The following is a 24608-nucleotide window of genomic DNA, read 5'->3' as shown; positions in this document are numbered from 1 at the left end:
TGATAAGCTATCCTGTTTTTATCAAATTCATATATAAGTAGGGAATAAATCGATGAATATTATGACAGTTGAGCAATTGGCCAAGAGCTATGGCGATAAAATATTGTTTCAGAACGCTTCTTTCGGCATGGAGGATCAAGACAAGATTGGTGTAATTGGAGTAAACGGAACGGGTAAGTCTACTTTTTTGAAGGTTATTGCAGGCATTGAACCGCCCGATTCCGGTAAGATCTCAGTAGGTAACCGGATTAGGATTCAGTATATGGCTCAAAACCCTGATTTTGACCCGGATAACACTGTGTTGCAGCAAGTATTTTCAGGTGATCTGCCCGAAATGAAGCTTGTTCGTGACTATACCGAAACGATGGAATTGCTGGAGATCAATCCCGAACATAAAGAGCTTCAGGAAAAACTGCTCAAGCTTAATCAAAGTATGGACACGCTTCAGGCATGGCAGTTAGAAAGTGATGCTAAGACCATTCTATCTAAACTGGGCATCAACAATTATGAGGACAAAATGGGTTCCCTCTCTGGTGGACAACGGAAACGGGTAGCACTTGCAGCTGCTCTGATTCAGCTATCGGACTTGCTTATTCTCGATGAGCCGACAAACCATATTGATAATGAGTCTGTCGCTTGGTTAGAGCAATATCTACAGAAACGACGTGGTGCGCTTCTCATGATTACCCATGATCGATATTTTCTTGATCGAGTAGCCAATGTTATGCTGGAACTGGATCATGGTCGACTATTCAGGTATGAAGCGAACTATAGCAGATTTCTTGAACTTAAAGCGGATCGTGAAGAGAGAGAAGCTGCGGCAGAGCAGAAACGTCAGAATCTGTTTCGTAGTGAACTGGCTTGGATGCGTAGAGGGGCTAAAGCCCGGACGACAAAGCAAAAGGCTAGAATTGAACGCTTTGAAGCATTGAAAGATCAAGAGCTTGTTCATTCATCTGCTGAGATCGATGTATCAGTAGCATCTACGCGCTTAGGTAAGAAAATACTAGAGATAGAGCATCTTCATAAACGGATCGGAGAGAAAGTACTGATTGAGGATCTTTCTTATATAGCCGTTCCAGAAGATAGAATTGGTATTGTAGGGCCTAACGGCAGCGGTAAATCGACACTCCTGAACCTGATCGCAGGTAACCTAGAGGCTGATGGTGGCGAAGTACTTACAGGGCCAACGGTTAAGCTTGGCTATTTCACACAAGAACACCAGGATATGGATGGTAATCAACGCGTTATTGAATATATTAAAGATGAAGCAGAAGTAGTGCGTACTGCAGACGGTTCATCGATTACAGCTGGGCAGATGTTAGAGCGTTTCTTGTTTCCACCAGCGCTACAATGGACCCCGATTTCTAAGCTATCTGGGGGAGAGAAACGTAGATTATATTTGCTGCGGGTATTGATGAGCGCACCCAATGTTCTGCTCTTAGATGAGCCGACCAATGATTTGGATATTCAGACTTTGTCGGTGCTGGAACAGTATCTCGATGAGTTTCCAGGCGTTGTGATTGTAGTATCTCATGATAGGTTTTTCCTGGATCGGACGGTAGATAAGATCATGGCTTTTGAAGGTGATGGTCAAATTCGCGTACACGTCGGCTCTTACAGTGAATACGCAGAGTGGATGTCCCGAAATGTTAGTGGCGGGGCCACATCTTCATCCAAGAAGAGTGAAGGTTCAGAAGCAAGCGCAAATAAAGGACAAACTGAGCAAGTATCAACTCCAGCAAAAGAAGCACCGCGGGAGAAGGTCAAGTTCAGTTATAACGAGCAGCGAGAGTATGAACAGATTGATGGAATGATCGAAGCTGCCGAGGAGAAGATGGTGCAGATTCAGTCTGAGATGGAGAGCGCAGCAAGCGATGCCTCGCGTCTTCAGGAGCTCATGAATGAGCTTCAAGCCACCGAAGCAGAACTTGAACGGTTGATGGATCGCTGGACTTATCTAAATGAACTGGCTGAAAGAATTGAACAAAATAAAGGGTAAGGGACGAAGAATGATCGCTTATCATTAATAATAGTAGGGCGTCTGAAGGTTGTTGAACCTTCAGACGCCCTACTTTTTTTGCATTGTTATACTTTATTTCACATAAGCTGCCAGTAACTTGGTTGTATTCAGAACAGCTTGCTTGTGTGTTCTTTCCATAGCGTGTGAAGCGTGAACTCCAGGACCGATGAGTGCTGCCCGGATATTGCTTCCGGCTGATAATGCAGCAGAAGCGTCAGAACCGTAATGTGGATACACATCAACTGCATATGGAATTCCTTCAGCTTCAGCTAATTCAATGAGACGACCTGTCATGTCATAATCATATGGCCCTGACGAATCTTTAGCACAGATCGATACGTCCGTTTCTTTGCAGCTTAAGTCATCTCCTATACACCCCATATCGACTGCGATCAATTCTTTAATATCATCAGGGATGTATGCAGCACCATGACCTACTTCCTCGTAGTTCGAGATTAGGATCTTCACATTACAACGCGGCTTCCAATGTTCCCGCTTCATCGATTCAAGCAGACCAAAGAGCGCAGCAACACTTGCTTTATCATCAAGATGGCGTGACTTAATGTAACCGCTAGGTGTTATTTCAGCGCGAGCATTAAACGAAACATAGTCGCCGACAGAAATACCTAGCTTCTTGACATCTTCTGCTGTTTCAACAAGTTCATCTATACGAACTTCCATATGATGTTCTTCTCGATCAAACGTCCGTGCATCGGTATACACATGGACGGATGGATGGGTGGAGAGAATCGTGCCTGTATATGTTTTTCCACTGCGTGTATGGATCACGCAGTACTCATTCTCAATGCTATTCATCATGAAGCCGCCGACTCTTGTTAGACGCAGTGTGCCTTCCGATTTAATGGCACGGACCATGGAGCCGAGCGTATCCACATGACCACTTAATCCGATGGTGTGGCTTTCATCTTGGCCTGAAACGCTCAAGATCGCTCCGCCTTTTTCATTCCACGTCAGATTAACGCCAAGACTAGCTGCTTCCTGCTCAATTCGTTTCATAATATGATGGGTATATCCGGTTGGGCTAGGTGTATCCAATAATTCCTTGAGTAAGGACAGAATATAAGTTTCATTTGGTTGTATAGACATGATGTAACGCTCCTAACTTGATTGGGGTAGAGTAATAAAAGGCTAATTGGATGGATAATGGATAAGTCTTTACAAATGTTTTTAATGCGGCAGATTATCCTTATCCTGAGGTGCGGCTTCCGGCGTCTCTGTAGGGTCAGGCGTGTAACCTGTTACTTCCTGAATATGTATAAGCTGTCCTGCCAGAGATTTAATCTGCTTCTGCATTTGGTACTGCCGATAGATTCCGTATGAACCGACAATAAGGCCGCCAATTAACGTACAGCCAATGATCAACAAAATAAGAGGGACGCGAACCGTTCCAAATAGAAGGTTTACATTTACGGGATCGACATTGATGACAGCAAAAATTGCTGTGAGTAAAGCGAACAAGAGACCGGCAATAAGAGACCATTGCATTTTCATTTGGGCACCTCCTTCCATCACAAGTATAAAATCCCTTGCCAGCATGGGCAAGGGATTTTATTACGGCTTAGATGAGAGTGTTATTTTGTCAACTCTTCCATCTGAGAGATGACATTCTCGAATACGCTCATTGCTTCGCGAATTGGCTCTGGCGAAGACATATCCACACCTGCTTTTTTCAAGATGTTAATGGAGAAGTCGCTGCCACCGCTCTTTAAGAAGCCGAGATAGCGGTCAACTGCAGGCTGACCTTCTTCAAGGATTTGCTTCGAAAAGCTTGTTGCTGCCGAGAAACCTGTTGCATATTTGTAAACATAGAAACTGTTGTAGAAGTGAGGAATACGAGCCCATTCCATACCAATTTCTTTATCTACGGTCATATTCTTACCGTGGTATTTCACATTTAGATCATAGTAGATTTCCGATAGGTCCTGCGGAGTTAATGATTCACCATTCTCTGAACGTTCATGTACGATTTTTTCGAACTCCGCAAACATGGTTTGACGGAATACGGTAGTACGGAACTGATCTGCATAATAGGTGAGCAGGTACATTTTTTCTTTAGGATCTGTGGATTTCTTAAGAAGATAGTCCATCAGTAGTGCCTCATTAGTAGTGGAAGCTACCTCTGCAAGGAAAATAGTGTACTGTGCATCACGATACTTTAAGTTCGTGTCAGAGTAGAAGGAATGCAGTGCATGGCCCATTTCGTGTGCCAATGTGAACATGCTGTTCAAATTGTCTTTATGGTTCAAAAGCACATAAGGGTGAGTACCGTAAGCACCCCAGCTATATGCGCCTGTACGTTTGTTTTCATTCTCGTAAACATCAATCCAGCCGTCGTCATAGCCGTCTTGAAGATTCTTTAGATAGTCCTCACCAAGAGGGTGCAGGCCTTCCTTAATTGTCTTCTTCGCTTCATCATAAGTGATGTCCATTTTGTATTCTTCCACAAGGGGAGCGAATAGGTCATACATATGAAGCTCATCCACACCGAGCAGCTTCTTGCGCAGATCCATATAACGATGGAGTAGTGGCAGGCTTTCATGGATCGTATCGATCAGATTCGTGTAAACTTCCTTCGGAATGTTGTCGCCATATAGTGACATCTCTAGAACTGAAGGGTATTTACGGACACGAGAATAAAAAATATTCTTGTTCACGTTAGCTGTAAGGGTAGCAGCTATCGTGTTCTTTTGCTTACCGTATGTTTCATATACCGCTTTGAACGCAGATTCGCGTACTTCACGATTCGGGCTCTCCAAGAACTGAATGTAACTGCCGTGAGTCAATTCAACTTCTTTGCCGGTCTCGTCCTTGATTGCAGGGAATTTCATATCCGCATTATTTAACATGCCAAAAATAGTCTGCGGTGCGGAGGAAAGATTCCCAACCTGAGCAAGTAACGCTTCCTCAGCTTTGGTCAAGATATGCGCTTTCTCGCGTTTCATTTCGGTTAACGTGAATTTATAGTCAGATAGTGTAGGGTCGGTGATTAGCTTGTCGAGCTCAGCTTCTGACAAGGCGAGAATTTCAGGTGTGATGAAGGAAAGGGCTTCGCCGACCTCAACGCTTAATTTTTTTGCTTTTTGTGTAAGGGCTTGGTATGTAGGATTAGCTGTATTTTCGTCATGGTGCATATGCGCATACACATAGAGTCTTTCGATATGAAGACCTACTTCATCCTCAAGTTCGAAGGCTTGCTTGATGGAACTTGCATTGTTTAATTTTCCTTGGAAATCTTTTGCGGTTTTCATCAGTTGCTGAACTTCAGTGTAAGTATTGTCCCAAGCTTTTTGGTCAGGGAACAGATCAGAAAGCTTCCATTGATGCTCAGTTGGTACCTCAGAACGTTTCAATAATTTTCCCATGGGAATCCTCCTTGAATGATGAGAGTATGATATAGACTGGGCTCCTTCTGCCCAAATATCAGGATGAAGAGCAGGAACAGGCAGGAGACTGAGCGCTAAAGTCAAGCAAACAGCTTTAGCACATTTCATGGACAACACTCCTTAGATAGTGTAGCTACGTAAGGATAGTATGCCGCGTGTTCACTACTTTCATCCTTTAATTAGGAGACCCAGATTGAATAGACTGTATACAATAATCCAGAAGGCAAACAGGATCAAGGCGACAGTAGTCAAGGCCATTCCTCTTCGAATCTTTTGAGGGATGCGGTCTTTATTCATGATCATGATAAGCCCTAAACTGAACGCAAGAATTATGAAGATAACAGCATTGCTGTAGTCCATTGAACTAAACCTGTTTGAAGGCTTCAATGATGCGGTGCCATTCTTCTTCCTGTCCTTCATATTCTTCTTTCGGAAAACGGTTGTTTGCCCATTGCATCATGGCTGGGCGGCTCATGAAGGTGTGTGTTTCTTCACCCCATTGATCTGAAATCTCGCGAAGAACGATGTAACGGCCCTGTACCTCAACCGTCATCATGTTCCACTTGTCTTTTTTGTATATTTCATGTTTTTTAATCATATGCATATCTCCGTTTACTATTGGGGTTTTGGCTAAATGATAACGCAGACATGGCCTGAAAAGCAAATAAGAATAAACGTAAAAAAAGAGCTCTGGCGGTAAAATGACGGATTGCAATGTCAGAAAACATGGGATATAATATGGGTATTCGCCATAGATGGCGGTATTTTAGGAGGTTGTTCATTTGAAAGGTACAGTTAAATGGTTTAATGCAGAAAAAGGTTACGGCTTTATTTCGGTTGATGGTGGCGAAGACGTATTCGTACACTTCTCCGCAATCCAAGGCGACGGTTTCAAAACTTTGGAAGAAGGCCAAGCGGTTGAGTTCGAAATCACTGACGGTAACCGTGGTCCTCAAGCAGCCAACGTAACAAAACTGTAAGTTAACTCCAGCATGGAGATCTTATAGATTAAGAATTTTCTTAATCAGGAATTTGTTTACTAAGGCACGAAGACACAGATCTCGTTAAAGATCTGTGTCTTTTTGCTTTTTATGATGTTTATTTTGGGTGTGGTTTAATCCAAAAAAGGGGAGCCTTGTCTAATGGAGACGGGGCTTCCTTTTTTGGTGTCGTGGTGTTATTTCAAGCGAATTACTTGATTGCTAGTTCCCGCATAATCCATAAATTTATTCTGTGATATGTGTTATTTGTGCAAAATTGACGATCATATTATAATAGGTTTGATTTGGATATTATAAAAAGACAACCATGTGGAGGCAGAGTTCATTGAATAATCAAGAGCTAAGCCGTAAAGTTCCGCGCAGCCCGATCAGCCTCATGAGACGGGTGTATAAATACATACTCCCTGAAGTGTCAATCGAGCTGGAAAGGTGGCGTCTTGACGCTGAACAAATTCCCGATGAGGAGCTTCGAAAGCAGGCGCTTGCTAGCATTGAGACGAAGAAGTTTCATTGCCAGGGCGGAGCAGTTTATGCCGCGGCAGGCTTACCGGATAAGCATATTTTGATTCCATTAATTGTGGCTTACCAGACAATTAGTGACTATCTCGATAATTTATGCGACCGCAGTACTTCCTTGGACCCTGCAGATTTTAGGCAGTTGCACCAATCAATGCTGGATGCGGTGACTCCGGATACAAAGATAGTGGACTATTATGCACTGCGTTCGGAAAAAGAGGACGGTGGCTACTTAGGACGTCTTGTACAAACCTGCCGAGATTGTATTAGTCAGCTTTCGGGATATGAAGCTGCCAAGCCGTACATATTGGATCTGGCTAAGCTGTATATCGATTTGCAAGTGTATAAGCATATCCATCCGGAAAAGAGGGAGGATGCACTCCTGGAATGGTGGTCAGAGCTTGCCCATCGCACGCCTCATTTGAGGTGGAATGAGTTTGCTGCTGCAACAGGATCTACCTTAGGGGTATTTATGTTGTTTCTAGCTGCGACAGATCCATTTCTGGATGATCAGGATGCATCTGCCATTCACGCCTCATATTTTCCCAATGTATGCAGTCTCCACATTATGCTGGATTATCTGATCGATCAAGATGAAGACAGGCTCGGCGGTGACCTTAACTTTTGTAACTACTATGAAGACGCCGAGACGATGCTAAATCGTATTACTTCAATCGTTGAATGGGCCCGGAAGGATGTAACGGAAATCCCCTCAACGCCATTTCATCGTATGATCATTGAGGGATTACTAGCGTTATATTTATCCGATCCCAAAGTCAGCGAACAACACCTGGTTCGCTCAGTATCCAAACGGTTGATGAAGGGAAGCCCAATGACCCGTCTTTTCTTTTTTGTCAACAGTAGATGGATCCGTAGGCATAAGAATGAGTGACAATAAGGAGGAAGAACTACATGGCAGAAGTTAAAAAAATCGCAGTTCTAACAAGTGGGGGAGACTCCCAAGGGATGAACGCAGCGCTGCGTTCCGTTGTCCGGAGTGGTCTGTATCACGGTCTTGAAGTATACGGGGTACAACGCGGATATCAGGGATTACTTAACAATGAAATTTACAAAATGGATCTGCGCAGTGTTGGCGATATCATTCAGCGTGGAGGTACCATTCTTCAATCTGCTCGTTGTCCGGAGTTCAAGACGCTTGAAGGCCAGCAAAGAGGTGCTGATGTACTGAACGAGCACGGAATTGACGGTCTTGTTGTTATTGGTGGTGACGGTTCCTATCAAGGAGCTAACAAACTAAGTAAATTGGGAATTAAAACGATGGGACTTCCAGGCACCATCGACAATGATATTTCTTTTACTGACTATACAATCGGCTTTGATACTGCGGTGAGCGTTGTTGTGGATGCAATCAACAAATTGCGTGATACCATGTCATCTCATGCACGTTCATCTGTTGTAGAGGTAATGGGACGTCACTGCGGAGATATCGCTTTGCATGCAGGTCTTGCATCTGGAGCAGAAGCAATTTTAGTTCCTGAGGTTCCGTACAACATGGATGAAATCGCTGACCGGATGAGAGATAACTTTGAGAATGGTAAGCGTCATAGTATTGTCATTGTAGCTGAAGGTGTTGGACGCGGAGAAGATGTTGCGGATGCGCTTAAACAGCGTCATGCTTCTATTGATGCGCGTGTAACTGTACTTGGTCATATTCAGCGTGGTGGAGCGCCAACACCATTTGACCGCAATCTTGCAAGCCGTCTCGGTGACTTTGCCGTTCGCAGCTTGATCCAGGGTGAGTCCGATAAGGGCTGCGGCATTATTAAAGGTGAGCTTACGCTAACTGATATCGATAAAGTCGTAAATACGAAAAAAGAGTTCGATATGGATATGTATGAGCTCGCTCTACGCTTGTCTCAATAGTTCATTCTTGAATATGCCCTGCAGGTAATCCTGCGGGGTTATTTAACTTGGAACGTTGCTGGCGTTATAGAAATAGAGAAAGGGACTGCCAATCAGGCAGTCCCTTTCTCTATATGGTTATTCAGATGACAATTGCTGGTAAAAGTTACGCTGGACCTTCACTAAGCGTAATAGCAGTAGCGTTGCTCCAACGGCAAGACCTAAGATCAGTCCGATCCAGTAACCGAATGCGCCAAAAGAAGTGAAATTAGCTAAGACATATCCAACCGGTAGACCGATGACCCAGTAGGAGAGGAAGGCAAGTATGAATGCCACATTAACATCTTTATATCCTCTTAATGCTCCTTGTGTAGGGGTAGCAATGGCATCGGATATCTGGAAAAATATCGCGAAGATCAAGAATTGCTGAACCAGTTCTATTACATGGGGTTCATTAGAATATAGACCCGCTACTTGGCGTCCAAAAACGAGTAGAATCACTGCTGTGATCAGGGAGAGGATTACAGCGAGTATAATGCCGAGCTTGGCATATTTTCTGGCGTCTTTCATACGTCCAGATCCAGCTTCAAATCCGACTAAGATTGTTAAACTCATACAAATACTGAGTGGGATCATATACAAGGTTGTTGAGAAGTTCATAGCAGCTTGGTGGGCAGCTATGGTAACCGTATCGAAATTACTCATGAGCAGGGTGACGGCAGCAAAAACGGCTGTTTCAAAAAAGATTGAGAATCCAATGGGCACGCCAATTTTCAGCAGGTCTTTCCAAGCTTTAAACGAAATTTTAGGAAGACTTTGAAACAGCCGAAAGCTGGAGAAAGGATTCATTTTATGAACAATCCCAATCGCAATTATAAATACGACCCAGTAGGTAATCGCTGATGCAATTCCTGCTCCGACTCCACCTAGCCTTGGGAACCCCCATAGACCATAAATGAATAGAGCGTTAAGAGTAACGTTAATCGGAAGCATCGTAAGTGTAATTACCATGGATATTCGTGTCTGACCAAGAGCATCAATAAAACTACGGAGCACTGTATATCCGAACAACGGAATGATACCTGCAGAAATGGCCATTAAGAACTGAGCGGCGATATCTCTTACAGCAGGTTCCAAGGTCATCGCGTTCAGGATTCTTGGTACTGCGATGTAACCAATGCCAAGTACGACTAGAGCAAGGATAATAGCCAGCCATATAGCTTGAATGACCTGATAAGCGACTTTATCCTCTCTACGCGCTCCTATGAATTGAGAGACGATGGGGGTAATCCCCATAAGCACTCCGCTAAGTCCTGTCTGAACTGGAATCCAGAGACTTGTCGCAATGGCAACACCCGCCAGATCAGCAGAGCTGAATTTACCGGACATATTCGTATCAAAAAATGAAATGGCCGACAAGGCAAGTTGGGTAATGAGAATAGGAAGCAGAATGACTGCAAATTGTTTGATTTTTTGTCTGGTTGTGTGAGTTACTTCCATAATGATCTAGAGCCTTCCTTACTAAGTAAATTGTTTATTGAACACAACCTCTTATTGTAAACAATTTTCCCTTGTATAACAAACGTTTAATCCAAAAAAAGAAGTCCGGCATTTATGGCCGGACTTCAAAAAAATAAAGCATAATTGCAATTTACTTGTAATCTACACCTTCCGTATAACGGTTTGCAGCGTTCCAGAGCAGATATTCATCAACATTCATATCTTTAAGCGCTCGAATTTGTTCTTCAACTTCCTTTTTACCATATTTCACATAATTTCCACTTCCTAGCCAACTGGCAGTGAAATCCTGAATCCAGGGACGGATAATTGGTTTGTATGATCCCAGTGGATCGAGTTTCTTGTGCGTATCTACCATCGAGCCTTTGATCGTCTGATATGGGGCTTTGTCGGGTGCTTTAGAACCAAACCAGCCGGTAGAATAATGACTTGGGTAGATCATAGGGCTTATAACGTCTACATGCTTAGAGATCTTAACAAAGTCTTGACCAATTCCTTCAGCTGCAGGAACGGAAGCTGCATACCCGAAAATATCAACAGACACCCGGATACCAAGAGGAGCAAGTTCCTTACGAGCATATTTAACAAACTCCGAGACGATATCCACACGAGACTGATCGGTCTTCGTATATTTTAACGAATCAGCTCGTTTCTCAAATCCTTCAGGGAAGCGTACGTAATCGAACTGGATTTCTTTAAATCCGAGTTTGGCTGCTTCCTTCGCAATTTCGATATTATAATCCCACACTTCCTTGCTGTATGGATTGACAAAGCTGTCTCCACCACCATTTTTCCACACGCTTCCGTCACTTTTGGTGAAAGAAAGTTCAGGGTTTTTCTTAGCGAGAATCGTATCTTTGAATACAACAACTCTGGCTATTGGATAAATATCATGCTTTTCAAGTCGTTTCATCAACTTGTGGATATCTTTGATGAAAGGTTGAGGCTTGCCCAGCTCTTGAAGCTTAGGATTGTCTGTCTTGTACGTTATGTATCCTTCATCATCCTTGATGTCTATTACCATCGAGTTCAGTTCTGTCTTATCCATCAGATCAACAAGCTGATCCATACGGGCTCCACCCGCACTGTATGCTGTAACATATACACCTTTTACTTTAGGAGCTTCCTCTTGGGGATCTCCTTTAACGGCACTTTGTGAATCAGTTTTTGCTGATTGTTGTTGATTGGTGATTGCAGAGCTAACAGAGCTTTGGATTAAACTGTTTACCTGACCATCAGATGTACTAACAGGTCCCATTCCTCCAGCTGCCCAGATCAATAAAGCTAAGATGATGTTCATAATTGCTTCTCTCCCTTGTGTACACTCATCACATGATTATAATGGAAATGTTGTAAATAAAAAGAACAGGTTTGTTACAATAAAGCTGAAATGTAACAACAGGGCTTTTTATTTTAACCATTTACTTAGTGTTTATAAACGAATTCGTTCCAATCCAAACGAAAAACACAAAATGAAATGTGACTGACGCGAGAAGAGTGAATAAAAAATGCCGTATTTCCACAGTTAGTAACCGGGAAACACGGCATTGTTTACAAAACCTGTAACGCTTGATCAAGATTAATGAAGATAAGCTTGACTCTGATACTCGCAAATACTGTATTGAATAATCTCCAAAGCGTCGTCCTCTTCCAGAATACTCAGTCCGTCCCGCAAAACGATCATGGAATTGAGCTCGTTCTGCCTAAAGAAAGGCATCATGTCCGGAAACCATTTCAAGACGATTTCTGACAGTTTTACAGTTTCCATTTCCACAAAAATCACCCTTTCCTTCCCTTGTCGTTAGGTTAGGCTGGTCGTCTGCAGTAAAACGGAAAAGCTAATAAAAATTGCCGAGGGGGTGCTTTCGGATACCTCAAGAATATTGTAAGGACTACACACTCATATTATACCACAAATTATAAATCTTTATCTCTAGGTTTGGAAAAAACTAACTCCTGCGGAACTGTCCCATGACCGCCACCGTTTCCACAACATTCACGAATGCTTCGGGGTCAGTTTCCGTAATGATCGTTTTGAGCTCGGCTAGCTCATATCGTGTCGTAACGGTCATTAGCATATCTTTCTCTTTATGTGTAAAAGCACCCTCAGTTTTGATCTTTGTAACGCCGCGAGGTCGCTTAAGTAGCTTATCCAAGAGGGCCTCTGTTCTGTCAGTGACAATAAATACAGTTACCTTAATATGACTGATATGAACAAGATCGATGATTTTTCCAGTTACAAAAATGGAGAGCATAGAGGCAAGGGCTAAATTCCAATCGCCTTTTAGATACGCTACAGCCAATATAACCAAAGCGTTCATCCCCACCAGTATGGTTCCGACTGGGAAATCACGGTATCGAGTCACGAGTGACCCAATAATGTCAAATCCTCCTGTAGATCCGCCAACTCGAAACGATAATCCGCCACCAAGTCCTACAAGAACACCTCCGAACACAGAAGAGAGAAGCATGTCGGAAGCAACAGCTTTTACAGGGATAATCTCCAATAAGATTGTGACGACGATAACGGATAAAATGCTGAGCCAGATAAATCGTTTGCCGAGTTTAATCCAGCCTGCGATTAGAATTGGAATGTTAAGAACGAAGTACATAACACTTATATCTAACGGGGAGAAATAGCCGATCAGCATCGCAAGACCGGATACCCCTCCGCTTAGTACTTGATGTGGTATTAGAAACAAGTTGAATCCACATGCAATAACGAATCCACCGAACAAAATGGCGGCATAGCTCCATATATGCTTTAGCAAAAGGTATCACCTCTGAAGTAGTATGAGTTAAAGGAGCTTGCTGGTATTCCTCGATTGTTTTGTGGTATAATGTGTGTTGGATATTCTTGAGTAGTTAGTTTCAATGAAAACTTTGCATGCTTAACAGGATTATTATACATTAGCCGACCCTTGGACTGGCGGTCAGATAAAAAAACGGTCCACCTCATGCAGAAAATCCTGCGGGCCGGGAAAGCCTATAAACGTTACCGCTACTTAAGAATACAGAGAAGAATGTGGGATGTCCACTAGATAGAAGGAGTATGAACCTATTGAAAACATTTGCAGAATTCGGTTTGGAGCCCCAGGTGCTCCAAGCAATTACAGAGCTTGGCTTTGAAGAAGCCACTCCAATCCAATCCCAATCTATTCCGATTGCCCTTTCCGGCAAAGATATGATTGGACAAGCGCAGACGGGTACAGGTAAGACGGCTGCATTCGGTCTTCCATTGATTAGTAAAATCGCTAAAGAAGAAGATCGTATCGTAGCCCTCGTTATGACACCAACCCGTGAGCTTGCTATTCAGGTCGCTGAAGAGATCGGTAAATTATCCCGTTTTAAAGGGATTCGTTCCCTTCCAATTTATGGCGGTCAAGATATCGGGCGTCAAATTCGCGCTTTGAAAAAGAAGCCTCAGATTATTATCGGTACACCAGGTCGTTTACTTGACCATATCAACAGAAAAACAATTCGTTTGGATGATGTACAGACTGTTGTCCTGGATGAAGCAGATGAAATGCTTGACATGGGCTTCATGGATGACATTCAGTCCATCCTTAAGCTTGTACCAGAAGAGCGCCAAACCATGTTGTTCTCAGCTACAATGCCTCCGAACATCCAGAAGCTTGCGCAGCAGTTCTTGAAGAATCCAGAGCACGTTTCTGTCATTCCTAAGCACGTAAGTGCACCACTTATTGATCAAGCCTACATTGAAGTGCCTGAGCGTCAAAAGTTTGAAGCTCTTAGCCGTTTGATTGATATGGAATCCCCAGAACTTGCTATTGTCTTCGGTCGTACGAAGCGTCGTGTAGATGAGCTTGCTGAAGCACTTCAAAAACGCGGCTACTCCGCAGATGGATTGCACGGTGACTTGTCCCAACATCAACGTGATACCGTTATGCGTAAATTCCGTGACGGAAGCATCGATGTACTAGTAGCAACGGACGTAGCTGCTCGTGGACTTGACGTATCAGGCGTATCTCACGTAGTTAACTTTGACCTTCCACAGGATCCAGAGAGCTATGTACACCGTATCGGCCGTACCGGTCGTGCTGGTAAAGAAGGTACTGCATGGTCTTTCGTAACACCTCGCGAAATGGATCACCTGCATTTCATCGAGCGTGTAACACGTCACCGCATTCCACGTAAGCCACTTCCTACAATGGCTGAGGCTATTGAAGGTAAACAACGTGTAACTGCAGAGCGCGTACTTGAAATTGTTGAGAAGGGTGAACTGAACGAATACAAAGGTTTGGCTATCCAACTTCTTGAGCAATATGACTCCGTACAATTGCTTGCAGCAGCTATGAAGTTGTTGACTGGTGATACTAAGAAAGAAGCAGAAGTGCAACTTACACCAGAAGATCCGATTCGTGCTAAACGTCGTAAGCCAGACATCCGCAATGGACGTAAGCCTAGTGCGGGATATGGCCGTAGCAACAACAGTGGCGGTTACAACCGCGACCGTAATAGCAGCGGCAGTGGACGTGGTGGATACTCCAAAGGTGGATACAGCCGTGATGGTGGCGGTAGCGGTGGATATAACCGTGATCGTAATAACAGCGGAGATCGCAAGCCGCGGACAAACAGCGGAGATCGCCGTCCTAACCGTAGTGGAGAAGATTCTTACAAAGGTTAATCTGATTTTCAGATGTATCCTATTTAATAGAAAAGACGAGGCTGCTGCTGTTGCGGCATCCTCGTCTTTTTTTCATTCATAGGAACTAGTGAACTAGTCAGTTACTTAGATGAAGAATGCACGAAGAACGATAACCAATAGGATAAAGAGAACCAATACGATACCTACGGTAGAACCGTAGCCATAACCGCCGCCACCACAATTAGACATATAACATTCAACTCCTTCTCTATAAGGTTGGAATGTACTACGTCCATATCATATGGGGGCGCTACTCCGTCAGTTTGGACGAATGTCCATTCATATGTAAATTAGGCTCTGGTCATAGGTGTATAAAATAAGGTATATTAATATATACATGCATGTGACCTGAGTGAGGAGGAATCGTTTTGGAAATGAAAGGAGCCATGGGCGGCTTATATAAAATTACCGAATGGATAACCCGCATCGCTTTTACTAATGTTTTGTGGGTGCTATGTTGTTCGCCTTTTTTATTTATGCTGCTAACAAAAGTCTTAATGGCGATGCAAACGCCTGGTGCGCACAATGAGCAGTTATTGGCTAACTGGGTGATGGGGATTCTTGCCCCGTTCTTAGTATTTCCAGCAACCGCTGCAATGTTTACCGTTGTGAGAAAATGGGTTATGGGCGATCCAGACATTCCGATTTTCAAGACTTTTTTCAGAGGTTATAAAGAGAATTACAAACAAGCGATGATTGGTGGTTTTGTATACACCCTATTATTTGTTATCATGTACGTAGATTACACCGTTTACATGACACAGATTAAAGGCATGCAACTTGTTGGAATTGTGATGCTGGTGTTGCTGCTTGTGCTATTCGTGTCGATGTTTAACTTCTTCTCCATGGCGGTCCACTATGAAATGAAGACCCGTCAGTTGCTTAAAAATGCGATATTACTGACTTTGATTCGACCTTTCCGCGTCTTCTCAACGCTTGCGGGAAGCGCTGTCTTAATATTTATTGGTACGAAAATGCCAGTGCTCTTCGTATTCTTCCTATTCTCCATTATGGCTGTGTTCGCATTCTTTAACTTCTATGCGACATATCTGAAGATGCAAGAACAGGCAGAACGCTTGAAACAGATTGAAGAAGAAGAGTCTGCAGAACAAGCGATGCTAGAAGACATGGAACATGTAAAATCTGACGATAGAGCGAGAAAATCATAGGTTTACTTTTTCGAAAAAAACCCCTATAATAAGACTACATCCTGCGATGTGCGTTTCGGTATTCCGTTGTTTTGAACCAATGACGATGTCTCGGGAGATCAACATCGTTTCGTGGCTGGAATGCCCTGTCTATATGACAAGGGGAATTCATAAACGATTCTGAGATCACCCACCTGTTTACGCAGGTTCGAAGACAATGTTACCGGACGGCATAGGCGGGTTCTTACCAAGCTTATGAATGAGCGCCTCTTCCTTCGATTCATCGAAGTGAAGAGGCGCTTTTTTGAAAACAAAAGAACGTGTATTTACATAGAATAAAGGTTTGCTGAAAGCATAAACAATGTTAAACTAGAGAGTGAAAAGGGAACGGTCATATATAAAGGAGGAACGGTCTTTGTCATTAAAACGAGTTCTAACGGGTATCGTGCGCAGCTATGACGGCACAAGCGACCGTGCTAAAGACCCCAAGCTGAAGACGCGTTATTACAATCTCTCGAAAGAGAAATGTTTTGAAGAAGTATCCTCAACACTCAAAAAAATTCCAGGTTACAAAGTGCTTCACGAGGTTGCATCTGTTGGCGAAATTACAATTGAGAAGAAGACCTCATTTGGACGAACATTGGATATAACAGTATCAGTACTTGGGATTAACCCTGTACGGTCTGCTGTTGATATGTATTCGGCTTCAAGAGGTTCCTTTGGTGACCTTGGAGCTAACTACCGTGTTATTTTACATTTATTTTCCGTATTGGACAAAAAATTAAGTAAGTACAAAATCGATAGCTAAACATGAAAAAGCGGGAGAGCTGCTCTCCCGCTTTTAAAAGTGTGGCCTCAAATATGTACACGCAATATAGCATTACCTATTGCAGTGATTTAACGGCCTCAATTGCTGCTTCGTAGTTTGGATGCTCGGTCATTTCACCGAGATATTCTACGTAAGTGATTTTATCGTTCTGATCTACGACAAAGATGGAACGCATATCGAGTTGGAATTCCTTAATCAGCACGCCATAAGCTTGCCCAAAGGAACGAGATTTGTAATCAGACAGTGTGATGACTTGGTCAACACCTGCTGCTCCGCACCAGCGTGCTTGAGCGAATGGAAGGTCAGCGCTGACAGTCAGGATGACAACATCCTCACCAAGCCCAGCTGCAGCTTCGTTGAAACGACGTGTTTGTGCATCACAAACGCCAGTATCGAGTGAAGGGACAACACTGATAAGCTTGATTTTGCCTGCAAAATCCTTAAGGGATGCATCTTCCAGCAGATTTTTGCTGACCGTGAAATCAGGAGCAGTATCGCCTACCTGAAGCTCGGGTCCGATAAGAGTAAGTGGGTTACCTTTAAAAGTGGCAACGCCTGTACGTTCTTGAGCCATGAAAAAATCTCCTCCTTGAATATCAAAGTTTGTGATCAAGTTCATGGTACATTATAATCTTTTTAAAAAGGGAATGTCCACCTAAGGATATCTTGTGTATACATAAGGGATAGGAGGATGCCATGATATTTATTAGATATGAGAATTGGAAAAGCTATCTGCGATACTATCCGTTCACATCGCTGCTGCTCATTGCGAACATCGTTATGTTCTTCGTAATGACGTTTAACGGTGGATCGACGAACTATCTTACACAGCTTGAGTATGGAGCGGTTATGAGCGATGAGCCATTTCGTAGTGAGTTATGGCGTTATATTGCAGCAGTTTTTTTGCATAGCGGGTTTGATCACTTATTCTTTAATAGCTTTGCCATCTTGGTTATTACACCACCGCTTGAGCGAATCATGGGTACGTTTAGATATGCACTGTTATATCTGATGAGTGGTATATTAGGTAATGTGATTAGTGTCGCCTATTACACTAACGTAATGAATAAGAATGTTATTCTTGTAGGCGCCTCAGGTGCCATCTACGGGGTTTATGGTGCGTTTCTATACATTGCCTTGTTTCAGCGTCATATGATGGATGAAGCATCTAGGAAGATGCTCTTCACATTGCTAATCATGGGTATTATGTTTTCGTTTGCTCCCGGTATCGGATGGGTGGCTCACTTCGGCGGTATGATCAGTGGTTTCTTCATTTACGGCCTGCTTATAAGACTATTCAAACGACGTCCATCGTAACTGAGTGAGGTTTCGCAGTCTGTATGTATTCATAAGTTCAAAGTAGCAAGGGAATTGAGAATGGAGCGATTATCGCGTGGAATTAAGACAGTTGCAATACTTCGTAAAGGTTGCGCAGAAAGAACACGTTACCCAAGCGGCAGAAGAACTTCACGTTGCCCAATCGGCTGTTAGCCGGCAGATTCATCAGCTGGAGGAAGAGCTTGGTGTGAATCTCTTTATGCAGAAAGGGCGAAATCTTCAGTTGACGCCTGTGGGGCAATTATTTTGTAAACGGGTTGAAGGGATTATGAAGGATCTAGATCGTGCAGTGACCGAAATACATGAATTTCTAGATCCCGAGCAGGGAGAAATCCGAATTGGATTCCCGCACAGTCTTGGTATTCATCTGATCCCTTCAGTTGTGGCAGAATTTCGGAAGAAGTATCCGAATGTGAAATTTCGCTTTAAACAAGGGATGTTTCCAACGCTTATCCGAGATGTTATCTCTGCAGAAGTAGATCTTGCCTTTGTATCTCCATTTCCGGAACGTCATGACCAAGTAGAGGGTGACGTGGTACTGACCGAAGAGTTATTTGCTGTCTTGCCTCCTAACCACCCTTTAGCAGGTGAGAAGAGTATTAAGCTGGAGCAGCTTAAAGATGAGCGATTTGTACTCTTTAGTAAAGGTTACTCCCTTCGCCCGATTGTGTGGCATGCTTGCCTGGAGGCTGGATTTACACCAAAGATTGCCTTTGAGGGTGAAGAGACAGATACAATACGAGGTCTAGTCGCCGCGGGCATGGGAGTGAGTCTGCTGCCAGAAATGGCACTGTTTCAGACCAATCCACTTCAGCCAGCACGTGTTAGTATTACCGAACCGAAAGTAACGCGCTCGATCGGACTTATTCATCGTGCAGATGAGAAGCTTCCGCCCGTTGCTCAAGCTTTTAGAACATTTTTATTGCAATATTTTGGACTTGGTTCAATATCAACGAAATCTGCTAAAGATACGAGTACTTTATAATCTAATTTTGTCACCTCATACAACAAAAAAAGGTTACCGCTCATAAAGAGTGGTAACCTTTTTGTTGTTAATCGCGATTATTCAAGAAAATCATAATGTAGCGAAGCAATTCAAGCAAGGACAAGAGAGCTGCTGCTACATAAGTTAATGCTGCGGCGTTCAAGACTTTAGCGACACCGCGTTCTTCTTCGTTCGTAATATAACCTTCAGAAACCATAATCTCACGAGCGCGGTTACTAGCATTGAACTCGACCGGTAGTGTTACAAGTTGGAAGGCTACTGCAGCCGAGAAGAAGATAATACCGAGTCCGATCAGGTTGAAGGCTTGGAATAGGAATCCTGCGATCAATAAGAAAGGAGCGATTCCGGATGCGAAGTTAACAATTGGGAACATCTTGTGACGTGCAACAAGCATCGGATAACTTACTTTGTGCTGGATGGCATGGCCAACCTCGTGACAAGCAACAGAGACAGCTGCGATCGAACGTTCGTAATAAACAGGTTCGGACAATCTAACAACACGGTGAATAGGATCGTAGTGGTCAGACAATGTACCAGGTACAGGTTCAACGGGTACATCTTGAAGTCCGTTAGCATCAAGCATGTGACGTGCTGCATCATAGCCGGTCATTCCGCTAGTATTCTCCACTTGAGCCCATTTATTAAAGGTGCCTTTTACCCGGAACTGAGCAACAAGCGTGAAGATAAATGCAATGATAATTAGGAAAAACATAGGGTCCATTTAATAACCTCCAAGTTTAGTGTAGGTGTTACATTGTGAAATGGTTGAGTAATATTTGTAGCGACTCGATGCAAGCCGCTCCCTTTGGAAGGATATTGGATAATACTGCACGTGCTTGGTTTGGCTTTAAGTCTTGCAGTATAGGGTTGAGTTCTTTTACATCTCTTTCTAACTGCTGAATTTGAATTTCGAGCTTCGTCAATTTATCTGTGACTTCAGCATCTTCAGTGACTGAACTCCAACGCTCCAGTGTAGTCTTAATCTCTTCGAGGGTATATTTCTCTTGTTTTAAATGATTAATACGTTTCAAAGTCTTTAAAGTTTCATGACTGTATAAACGGTAATTCTTAAGTGTCCGTTTCTCAGGGGAGATCAGACCAATCTTCGTATAGTAGTCGATGGTTCTCTCACTGATCCCTGCTGCTTTTGCAAGCTCTCCAATGCGAAGAAGATTCATGTGTTTACTCATACTCACGTTATTATCACCCCGCAGGCCTGTATGATTTATAATATTATTTCCTGTTAGAAATATGATACATGATCGTGAACCATACAGTCAAACGTCATACTTTTTTGGTTTTACAGGTTCAACATCACTTTATGTTATATTATATTACATAAAGAATGGATAAAAGCGTCGAATTGAAATATATCCATTGCTAACCCTGAATTATCCTGCTTATAATGTTCATATAAATTAGTTTGTGTCAGATAATATGACATTTAAGGAGTGGGGAGTATGAAAAAAGGATGGATTGGTTCGTTCATGGCTATCAGTACCCTGTTTGCGTTTCCGGTAAGTGCATTTGCTGATGATGGAGCGACTAATGTTCAGCTTCAAGCCGGCTTGAACTCTGTGTTTGTCTTTCTAGCTGCATTACTTGTCTTCTTTATGCAAGCTGGCTTTGCACTTCTTGAAGCGGGTTCGGTAAGAATGAAGAACGCTGGCCACGTTGCAGGGAAGACAGTCCTGACATTTGGAATCAGTGTGGTTGCTTTTTGGGCGATGGGATTTGGCTTAGCTTTTGGCAATGGAAATAGCTTTTTCGGATTGGAAGGCTTCTTCCTAAGTGGAGATAACATGGCGGCATCATTTAGCTCATTAGCGATTTATGATGTTCCAACGACGATCATGTTCTTGTTTCACTTATCCTTTGCGGCTGTATCGCTTGCAATTGCTTGTGGTGGTATGGCAGAGCGAGCTAAATTAAGCGTTTATATTATATTCGGAATATTATTCACGATCGTCATTTATCCAGTCGTTGCACATTGGGTGTGGGGTGGTGGATGGCTTGGAAGTTTAGGTATGCAGGACTTCGCAGGCTCAACGGTTGTTCATTTAACAGGTGCTACAGCGGCTCTGGTTGCAACGATCATGCTGAAGCCTCGTCTTGGAAAATACAGTAAAGATGGTAAACCTAACAGTATTCCTGGACACAATCAAGTGTTATCTGTATTAGGGGTGTTAATCATCTGGATTGGCTGGTTCGGATTTAACCCTGGAAGTACAATTTCAGCGTTGACGGATGGTTTCTTCGGATTTGTAGCGCTGAACACCAATATTGCTGCGGCTGCGGGCGCATTAGCTGCATTGTTCATTTCGTGGGCAGTCCTAGGCAAAGCAGATATACCTAGTATGTTAAATGGTGTGCTAGCTGCTTTTGTAGCAATTACCGGAGCTTGTGCTTTTGTTGAGCCGTGGGCAGCTGTTGTAATTGGTGCTGTAGCGGGAAGTATTACTTTCTTTACTGCTCAGTGGTTTGAGCGTAGAGGTGTAGATGATCCCGTATATGCTTTCTCAGTGCACGGTGTTGCAGGAATGTGGGGAGCTGTATCGACAGGACTCTTCGCTGCTCCTAGGCTCGTGGAGATTACCGGCGTAGGGAACGCAGGATTGTTTTATGGTGGTGGATTTGGACAGCTTGGTGTTCAGCTGCTTGGCTTGATTGGAACTTTTGCATTCGTGCTAGTGATATCCTTCCTGATTCTTGGCCTGATTAAGATTACTATAGGACTTCGGGTAACAGAAGAGGAAGAGTTGATGGGGCTTGATATTAGTGAACATGGAACGTATGGCTACCCTGAGCAAATGAAGCTGCTTACTGAATCAGAAGCTAAGTCCGCTCGATCCCCCGGCATGTCTAAAACTTCCGCTCGGGGCGATTCAGCCATTTAACGAAAGTAGAATCATTCGTTGTAGGGAGGGCTCAGCATGAAAACTTTTGGATCGATACATTCATTCCCGGAGTTTTTGGAAATACAGAAGGCAGGAGAAGAACAAGAACTGAGGAATGCACGAATTTCCTGTCAAAATAAACTTCTTGAAGTGAAGAATGATACGAAATTGGATGTGTGGATCGCATGGGTTAACCAGATGCATGATGAGATTGCACAGCGGGCTGTTCAACTATGTGAAATGCAATTAAGTGAGGCTGGCTTCGGCCAGCCTCCTGCCCGTTATGCTTTCGTTGCTTTTGGTAGCAGTGGGAGACAAGAAGCGACGCTGTGGAGTGATCAGGATAATGGGCTCATTATAGGTGATGAGATGAAGGAAGAAGATTCGGGCTATTTCCTCAAGTTTGGGGTCAGCTTGGTAGGAATACTTGAGTTTGCTGGATATCCCAAATGTACGGGGAAGGTAATGTGTTCTGAACCGATGTGGAGGCGAACTTTATCGGGATGGAAGCAACAATTAACAGATTGGAGTTCTGATCATAGATGGGAGCCTACCCGGCACTTCATCATCGCTTCCGATATGAGACATATAACCGGTAATGCAGAACTATCATCTAGTTGGAAAATTCATCTTCGGAATGCTGTTCAGCAGCAGCCACTTATGAACGCGGCACTTCTTCGCAATACGGTCCACCATAAAGCGACGCTTAATGTCATGGGTAGAATCGTGACGGAGCGATTTGGTGAGCATGCTGGTGATTTTGATGTGAAGTATGGTATGTACATTCCTTTAGTGAACAGTATTCGAACGATGGCTTTACAGCGTGGAATTATAGAGACGACTTCGATAAAACGAATGGAGCGGATTATTCAGTTGGAAGGGGGCAGCTTACTGCTGGAAAATGTACAACGTGCTTTGATGTATTCATTTCGGATGAGGATGGAAACACCAGTCTACTTAAATGAAGGTCTTGTTGTAAGTAGTGATTACATTCCCAAAGAGCAACTGATGAATAAAAAAGTTCAATACGAGCTTAAAGATTCACTTGGTGTTATACGCCGTATACACCGCTCTCTTGAAAGAGAACTTCGCTTCTTAGATCGGAAGGGCTTGTGAAAGATCCAAGGGAATCTGGGGCAGGATTTTGGCGTTCCCTACGTATGGGGGATATTAATTCGGCGATTACGTCCATGAAGGGGAACCCTTCTGCACAGCAGATTGCTTTCATTCGCTCACAGATGAAGCAGCAGAGGCGACCAGAGGTGCTTGGTACACCATTGAACCAACTGGAGACTGTCGTATTTGATCTGGAGACAACAGGTTTTTCACATCAGCATGGGGATGAGATCTTGTCCATTGGAGCCGTACGTACTCTCGGAAAGACTGTTATTGAGGGAGAATGCTTTCATATCATTGTTAATGGCGGTGTAACTGTTCCAGAGCATATTACTGCTCTGACCGGTATTTCTCAAGCAATGGTTAATAATGCAGTCTCCTTGATGGAGGGGTTGCATGATTTCATGGCATTTGCCGAAGGGAAAGTGTTGGTTGCCCATGCTGCAGGTCATGATCGTGCTTTTTTGAATGCAGCGTTGTGGAAAACTTCTAAGGTTCGATTAACGCATCGACTGCTGGATACGATGATGCTGGCCGAGCGTTTATTTCCTGGTCGATCAGACTATAGTCTGGACAATCTGCTTCAAGAACAGAACATCCCCGTTAAAGGGCGCCATGATGCGCTGTGTGACGCTGTGATGACCGCAAGGTTATGGGCTGTTTATCTAGAAGAGATTCAGAACCTAGGATATGCTGAGACCTTAGGCGACTTATACGTATACTTAAGTGGAGCATGATATGACGTAATCTAGTGGTCTCAACATGTAGCGCGTCGTTTCATCGACTTCTTTATTGGATTTCCATGCAGAATGGAGTGTGGGTTCTTTCATGATCTGGTATGCTTCGAGATTGAATTCATCAGGAACGTATAGGTTAGGGGTGCCGATGAAGTAAATCTGAAGAAGGCTTCCAAAGTATTGTAGCTGACTAATGTCCTCCCATGAAGGGACAGGAGGGCTTGTAGGATGACTGTGAAACAGACCGCAAATCCGAGGTTCTTTTAATACAAGAGAGGTCCATGTTACGGGATCAAGGGAAAAATGATGACTTGGATCAGAAGCTGTGTTTCGGACGGGGATAAACTCATCGATAATTTGATTATCCTTAGAAGTCTGTCCAAGAAGGACTCCGCAAGCTTCCTCAGGTAGAGAAGCAAAAGCATGCTGGCGGATGGAATCTAGAACCTTTGTTGTCATTTTAATATACCCTTCAGCCGGATTATAAATGTTCACGATTCATTCTCCTTCTATATTATAAAGATTGTTAGGTTCTATTGGTTT

At 43.4% G+C, this 24608-nt stretch carries 26 protein-coding genes and 1 other RNA gene; 13 read left to right on the top strand and 14 right to left on the bottom strand.

Annotated elements, in window-relative coordinates; all coding sequences use genetic code 11:
- Positions 1 to 52: 52 nt before the first annotated feature.
- Complete coding sequence (locus tag AC3WJJ_RS11705) at positions 53 to 2002, top strand: ABC-F family ATP-binding cassette domain-containing protein (RefSeq protein WP_492540705.1); 1950 nt, start codon at positions 53 to 55, stop codon at positions 2000 to 2002.
- 93 nt (positions 2003 to 2095) lie between these two features.
- Here AC3WJJ_RS11705 and AC3WJJ_RS11700 read toward each other — a convergent pair whose 3' ends face one another.
- The 5 genes from AC3WJJ_RS11700 to AC3WJJ_RS11680 form a co-directional block, all read right to left on the bottom strand.
- Complete coding sequence (locus AC3WJJ_RS11700; protein ID WP_492540703.1) at positions 2096 to 3130, bottom strand: M42 family metallopeptidase; 1035 nt, start codon at positions 3128 to 3130, stop codon at positions 2096 to 2098.
- An 81-nt stretch (positions 3131 to 3211) separates the two neighbouring features.
- Entirely contained in the window at positions 3212 to 3535 is a 324-nt protein-coding gene (locus AC3WJJ_RS11695) for a LapA family protein (RefSeq protein ID WP_492540701.1), read from the bottom strand.
- Between the two features lie 80 nt (positions 3536 to 3615).
- The gene (gene pepF / locus AC3WJJ_RS11690; protein WP_492540699.1) at positions 3616 to 5406 is read right to left on the bottom strand and encodes an oligoendopeptidase F; all 1791 of its coding nucleotides are present in this window, start codon (positions 5404 to 5406) and stop codon (positions 3616 to 3618) included.
- A 189-nt stretch (positions 5407 to 5595) separates the two neighbouring features.
- Positions 5596 to 5787, bottom strand: coding sequence for a hypothetical protein (locus tag AC3WJJ_RS11685; RefSeq protein WP_492540697.1), 192 nt, complete (start codon positions 5785 to 5787; stop codon positions 5596 to 5598).
- A gap of 4 nt (positions 5788 to 5791) precedes the next feature.
- Positions 5792 to 6025, bottom strand: a complete 234-nt coding sequence (locus tag AC3WJJ_RS11680; RefSeq protein WP_492540695.1) for a hypothetical protein — start codon at positions 6023 to 6025, stop codon at positions 5792 to 5794.
- Positions 6026 to 6209: 184 nt separating this feature from the next.
- On the opposite strand from AC3WJJ_RS11680, the gene AC3WJJ_RS11675 reads away from it, so the two are divergent.
- From AC3WJJ_RS11675 to pfkA, 3 genes are all read left to right on the top strand, one after another.
- Positions 6210 to 6407 (top strand): cold shock domain-containing protein, encoded by a 198-nt coding sequence (locus AC3WJJ_RS11675; protein WP_422657669.1) that lies wholly within the window; start codon positions 6210 to 6212, stop codon positions 6405 to 6407.
- Between the two features lie 346 nt (positions 6408 to 6753).
- On the top strand, positions 6754 to 7836 hold the full coding sequence (locus tag AC3WJJ_RS11670) for a tetraprenyl-beta-curcumene synthase family protein (RefSeq protein ID WP_422657668.1): 1083 nt from the start codon (positions 6754 to 6756) through the stop codon (positions 7834 to 7836).
- Positions 7837 to 7856: 20 nt separating this feature from the next.
- Complete coding sequence (pfkA, locus tag AC3WJJ_RS11665) at positions 7857 to 8828, top strand: 6-phosphofructokinase (protein WP_422657667.1); 972 nt, start codon at positions 7857 to 7859, stop codon at positions 8826 to 8828.
- A gap of 117 nt (positions 8829 to 8945) precedes the next feature.
- On the opposite strand, the gene AC3WJJ_RS11660 is transcribed toward pfkA, so the two are convergent.
- The 4 genes from AC3WJJ_RS11660 to AC3WJJ_RS11645 all read right to left on the bottom strand — a co-directional run bounded on the left by AC3WJJ_RS11660 (position 8946) and on the right by AC3WJJ_RS11645 (position 13096).
- A complete protein-coding gene (locus AC3WJJ_RS11660) occupies positions 8946 to 10307 on the bottom strand; it encodes an MATE family efflux transporter (protein ID WP_492540692.1) in 1362 nt (453 codons plus the stop codon).
- 151 nt (positions 10308 to 10458) lie between these two features.
- A complete protein-coding gene (locus AC3WJJ_RS11655) occupies positions 10459 to 11625 on the bottom strand; it encodes a putative glycoside hydrolase (protein ID WP_492540690.1) in 1167 nt (388 codons plus the stop codon).
- Between the two features lie 279 nt (positions 11626 to 11904).
- On the bottom strand, positions 11905 to 12093 hold the full coding sequence (locus AC3WJJ_RS11650; protein ID WP_422657664.1) for a hypothetical protein: 189 nt from the start codon (positions 12091 to 12093) through the stop codon (positions 11905 to 11907).
- Positions 12094 to 12274: 181 nt separating this feature from the next.
- Positions 12275 to 13096: a YitT family protein gene (locus AC3WJJ_RS11645; protein ID WP_422657663.1), complete on the bottom strand. Its 822-nt coding sequence runs from the start codon at positions 13094 to 13096 to the stop codon at positions 12275 to 12277.
- 290 nt (positions 13097 to 13386) lie between these two features.
- On the opposite strand from AC3WJJ_RS11645, the gene cshA reads away from it, so the two are divergent.
- A complete protein-coding gene (cshA, locus tag AC3WJJ_RS11640; RefSeq protein WP_492542026.1) occupies positions 13387 to 14973 on the top strand; it encodes a degradosome RNA helicase CshA in 1587 nt (528 codons plus the stop codon).
- 105 nt (positions 14974 to 15078) lie between these two features.
- Here the strand turns inward: cshA and AC3WJJ_RS11635 are convergent, their stop codons facing one another.
- Positions 15079 to 15183 (bottom strand): YjcZ family sporulation protein, encoded by a 105-nt coding sequence (locus AC3WJJ_RS11635; RefSeq protein ID WP_422657661.1) that lies wholly within the window; start codon positions 15181 to 15183, stop codon positions 15079 to 15081.
- Positions 15184 to 15362: 179 nt separating this feature from the next.
- On the opposite strand from AC3WJJ_RS11635, the gene AC3WJJ_RS11630 reads away from it, so the two are divergent.
- The 3 genes from AC3WJJ_RS11630 (at position 15363) to AC3WJJ_RS11620 (ending at position 16950) form a co-directional block, all read left to right on the top strand.
- Positions 15363 to 16163, top strand: coding sequence for a YesL family protein (locus tag AC3WJJ_RS11630; RefSeq protein ID WP_492540687.1), 801 nt, complete (start codon positions 15363 to 15365; stop codon positions 16161 to 16163).
- Positions 16164 to 16198: 35 nt separating this feature from the next.
- Positions 16199 to 16389, top strand: a non-coding RNA gene (ssrS, locus tag AC3WJJ_RS11625) — 6S RNA.
- Between the two features lie 168 nt (positions 16390 to 16557).
- Positions 16558 to 16950, top strand: a complete 393-nt coding sequence (locus tag AC3WJJ_RS11620; RefSeq protein WP_422657659.1) for a DUF1499 domain-containing protein — start codon at positions 16558 to 16560, stop codon at positions 16948 to 16950.
- A gap of 76 nt (positions 16951 to 17026) precedes the next feature.
- Here the strand turns inward: AC3WJJ_RS11620 and tpx are convergent, their stop codons facing one another.
- On the bottom strand, positions 17027 to 17545 hold the full coding sequence (gene tpx / locus AC3WJJ_RS11615; RefSeq protein ID WP_492540685.1) for a thiol peroxidase: 519 nt from the start codon (positions 17543 to 17545) through the stop codon (positions 17027 to 17029).
- A 122-nt stretch (positions 17546 to 17667) separates the two neighbouring features.
- On the opposite strand from tpx, the gene AC3WJJ_RS11610 reads away from it, so the two are divergent.
- Entirely contained in the window at positions 17668 to 18288 is a 621-nt protein-coding gene (locus tag AC3WJJ_RS11610; protein ID WP_492540683.1) for a rhomboid family intramembrane serine protease, read from the top strand.
- A 76-nt stretch (positions 18289 to 18364) separates the two neighbouring features.
- A complete protein-coding gene (gene gltC, locus AC3WJJ_RS11605) occupies positions 18365 to 19294 on the top strand; it encodes a glutamate biosynthesis transcriptional regulator GltC (RefSeq protein WP_422657656.1) in 930 nt (309 codons plus the stop codon).
- Positions 19295 to 19361: 67 nt separating this feature from the next.
- Here the strand turns inward: gltC and AC3WJJ_RS11600 are convergent, their stop codons facing one another.
- The gene (locus AC3WJJ_RS11600) at positions 19362 to 20036 is read right to left on the bottom strand and encodes a zinc metallopeptidase (RefSeq protein ID WP_422657655.1); all 675 of its coding nucleotides are present in this window, start codon (positions 20034 to 20036) and stop codon (positions 19362 to 19364) included.
- A gap of 28 nt (positions 20037 to 20064) precedes the next feature.
- Positions 20065 to 20493: a MerR family transcriptional regulator gene (locus AC3WJJ_RS11595; RefSeq protein ID WP_492542024.1), complete on the bottom strand. Its 429-nt coding sequence runs from the start codon at positions 20491 to 20493 to the stop codon at positions 20065 to 20067.
- 282 nt (positions 20494 to 20775) lie between these two features.
- Between AC3WJJ_RS11595 and AC3WJJ_RS11590 the strand changes: the two genes are divergently transcribed.
- The 3 genes from AC3WJJ_RS11590 to AC3WJJ_RS11580 are packed head-to-tail and all read left to right on the top strand — an operon-like array spanning position 20776 to position 24065.
- Entirely contained in the window at positions 20776 to 22212 is a 1437-nt protein-coding gene (locus AC3WJJ_RS11590) for an ammonium transporter (RefSeq protein ID WP_492540680.1), read from the top strand.
- 36 nt (positions 22213 to 22248) lie between these two features.
- Positions 22249 to 23328, top strand: a complete 1080-nt coding sequence (locus AC3WJJ_RS11585; protein ID WP_492540678.1) for a DUF294 nucleotidyltransferase-like domain-containing protein — start codon at positions 22249 to 22251, stop codon at positions 23326 to 23328.
- The gene (locus AC3WJJ_RS11580) at positions 23325 to 24065 is read left to right on the top strand and encodes an exonuclease domain-containing protein (protein WP_492540676.1); all 741 of its coding nucleotides are present in this window, start codon (positions 23325 to 23327) and stop codon (positions 24063 to 24065) included. The genes AC3WJJ_RS11585 and AC3WJJ_RS11580 overlap by 4 nt, the downstream gene beginning before the upstream one ends.
- On the opposite strand, the gene AC3WJJ_RS11575 is transcribed toward AC3WJJ_RS11580, so the two are convergent.
- Entirely contained in the window at positions 24051 to 24560 is a 510-nt protein-coding gene (locus AC3WJJ_RS11575; RefSeq protein ID WP_492540674.1) for a M67 family metallopeptidase, read from the bottom strand. The two genes, AC3WJJ_RS11580 and AC3WJJ_RS11575, sit on opposite strands and share 15 nt — an antisense overlap.
- Between the last annotated feature and the right edge of the window lie 48 nt (positions 24561 to 24608).

It is taken from the genome of Paenibacillus sp. FW507-14B1B (genome assembly GCF_058781425.1).
The sequence above is the reverse complement of the archived record's forward strand: the minus strand, read 5'-3'. Positions and strand labels throughout refer to the sequence as shown.

What these genes read in the sequence shown, in the direction of transcription:
- AC3WJJ_RS11705 (WP_492540705.1), top strand. Translation starts at nt 53, where the DNA reads ATGAATATTATGACAGTTGAGCAATTGGCCAAGAGCTATGGCGATAAA.
- AC3WJJ_RS11700 (WP_492540703.1), bottom strand. Translation starts at nt 3,130, where the DNA reads ATGTCTATACAACCAAATGAAACTTATATTCTGTCCTTACTCAAGGAA.
- AC3WJJ_RS11695 (WP_492540701.1), bottom strand. Translation starts at nt 3,535, where the DNA reads ATGAAAATGCAATGGTCTCTTATTGCCGGTCTCTTGTTCGCTTTACTC.
- pepF (WP_492540699.1), bottom strand. Translation starts at nt 5,406, where the DNA reads ATGGGAAAATTATTGAAACGTTCTGAGGTACCAACTGAGCATCAATGG.
- AC3WJJ_RS11685 (WP_492540697.1), bottom strand. Translation starts at nt 5,787, where the DNA reads ATGGACTACAGCAATGCTGTTATCTTCATAATTCTTGCGTTCAGTTTA.
- AC3WJJ_RS11680 (WP_492540695.1), bottom strand. Translation starts at nt 6,025, where the DNA reads ATGATTAAAAAACATGAAATATACAAAAAAGACAAGTGGAACATGATG.
- pfkA (WP_422657667.1), top strand. Translation starts at nt 7,857, where the DNA reads ATGGCAGAAGTTAAAAAAATCGCAGTTCTAACAAGTGGGGGAGACTCC.
- AC3WJJ_RS11660 (WP_492540692.1), bottom strand. Translation starts at nt 10,307, where the DNA reads ATGGAAGTAACTCACACAACCAGACAAAAAATCAAACAATTTGCAGTC.
- AC3WJJ_RS11655 (WP_492540690.1), bottom strand. Translation starts at nt 11,625, where the DNA reads ATGAACATCATCTTAGCTTTATTGATCTGGGCAGCTGGAGGAATGGGA.
- AC3WJJ_RS11650 (WP_422657664.1), bottom strand. Translation starts at nt 12,093, where the DNA reads ATGGAAACTGTAAAACTGTCAGAAATCGTCTTGAAATGGTTTCCGGAC.
- AC3WJJ_RS11635 (WP_422657661.1), bottom strand. Translation starts at nt 15,183, where the DNA reads ATGTCTAATTGTGGTGGCGGCGGTTATGGCTACGGTTCTACCGTAGGT.
- tpx (WP_492540685.1), bottom strand. Translation starts at nt 17,545, where the DNA reads ATGGCTCAAGAACGTACAGGCGTTGCCACTTTTAAAGGTAACCCACTT.
- AC3WJJ_RS11610 (WP_492540683.1), top strand. Translation starts at nt 17,668, where the DNA reads ATGATATTTATTAGATATGAGAATTGGAAAAGCTATCTGCGATACTAT.
- AC3WJJ_RS11600 (WP_422657655.1), bottom strand. Translation starts at nt 20,036, where the DNA reads ATGGACCCTATGTTTTTCCTAATTATCATTGCATTTATCTTCACGCTT.
- AC3WJJ_RS11595 (WP_492542024.1), bottom strand. Translation starts at nt 20,493, where the DNA reads ATGAATCTTCTTCGCATTGGAGAGCTTGCAAAAGCAGCAGGGATCAGT.
- AC3WJJ_RS11590 (WP_492540680.1), top strand. Translation starts at nt 20,776, where the DNA reads ATGAAAAAAGGATGGATTGGTTCGTTCATGGCTATCAGTACCCTGTTT.
- AC3WJJ_RS11585 (WP_492540678.1), top strand. Translation starts at nt 22,249, where the DNA reads ATGAAAACTTTTGGATCGATACATTCATTCCCGGAGTTTTTGGAAATA.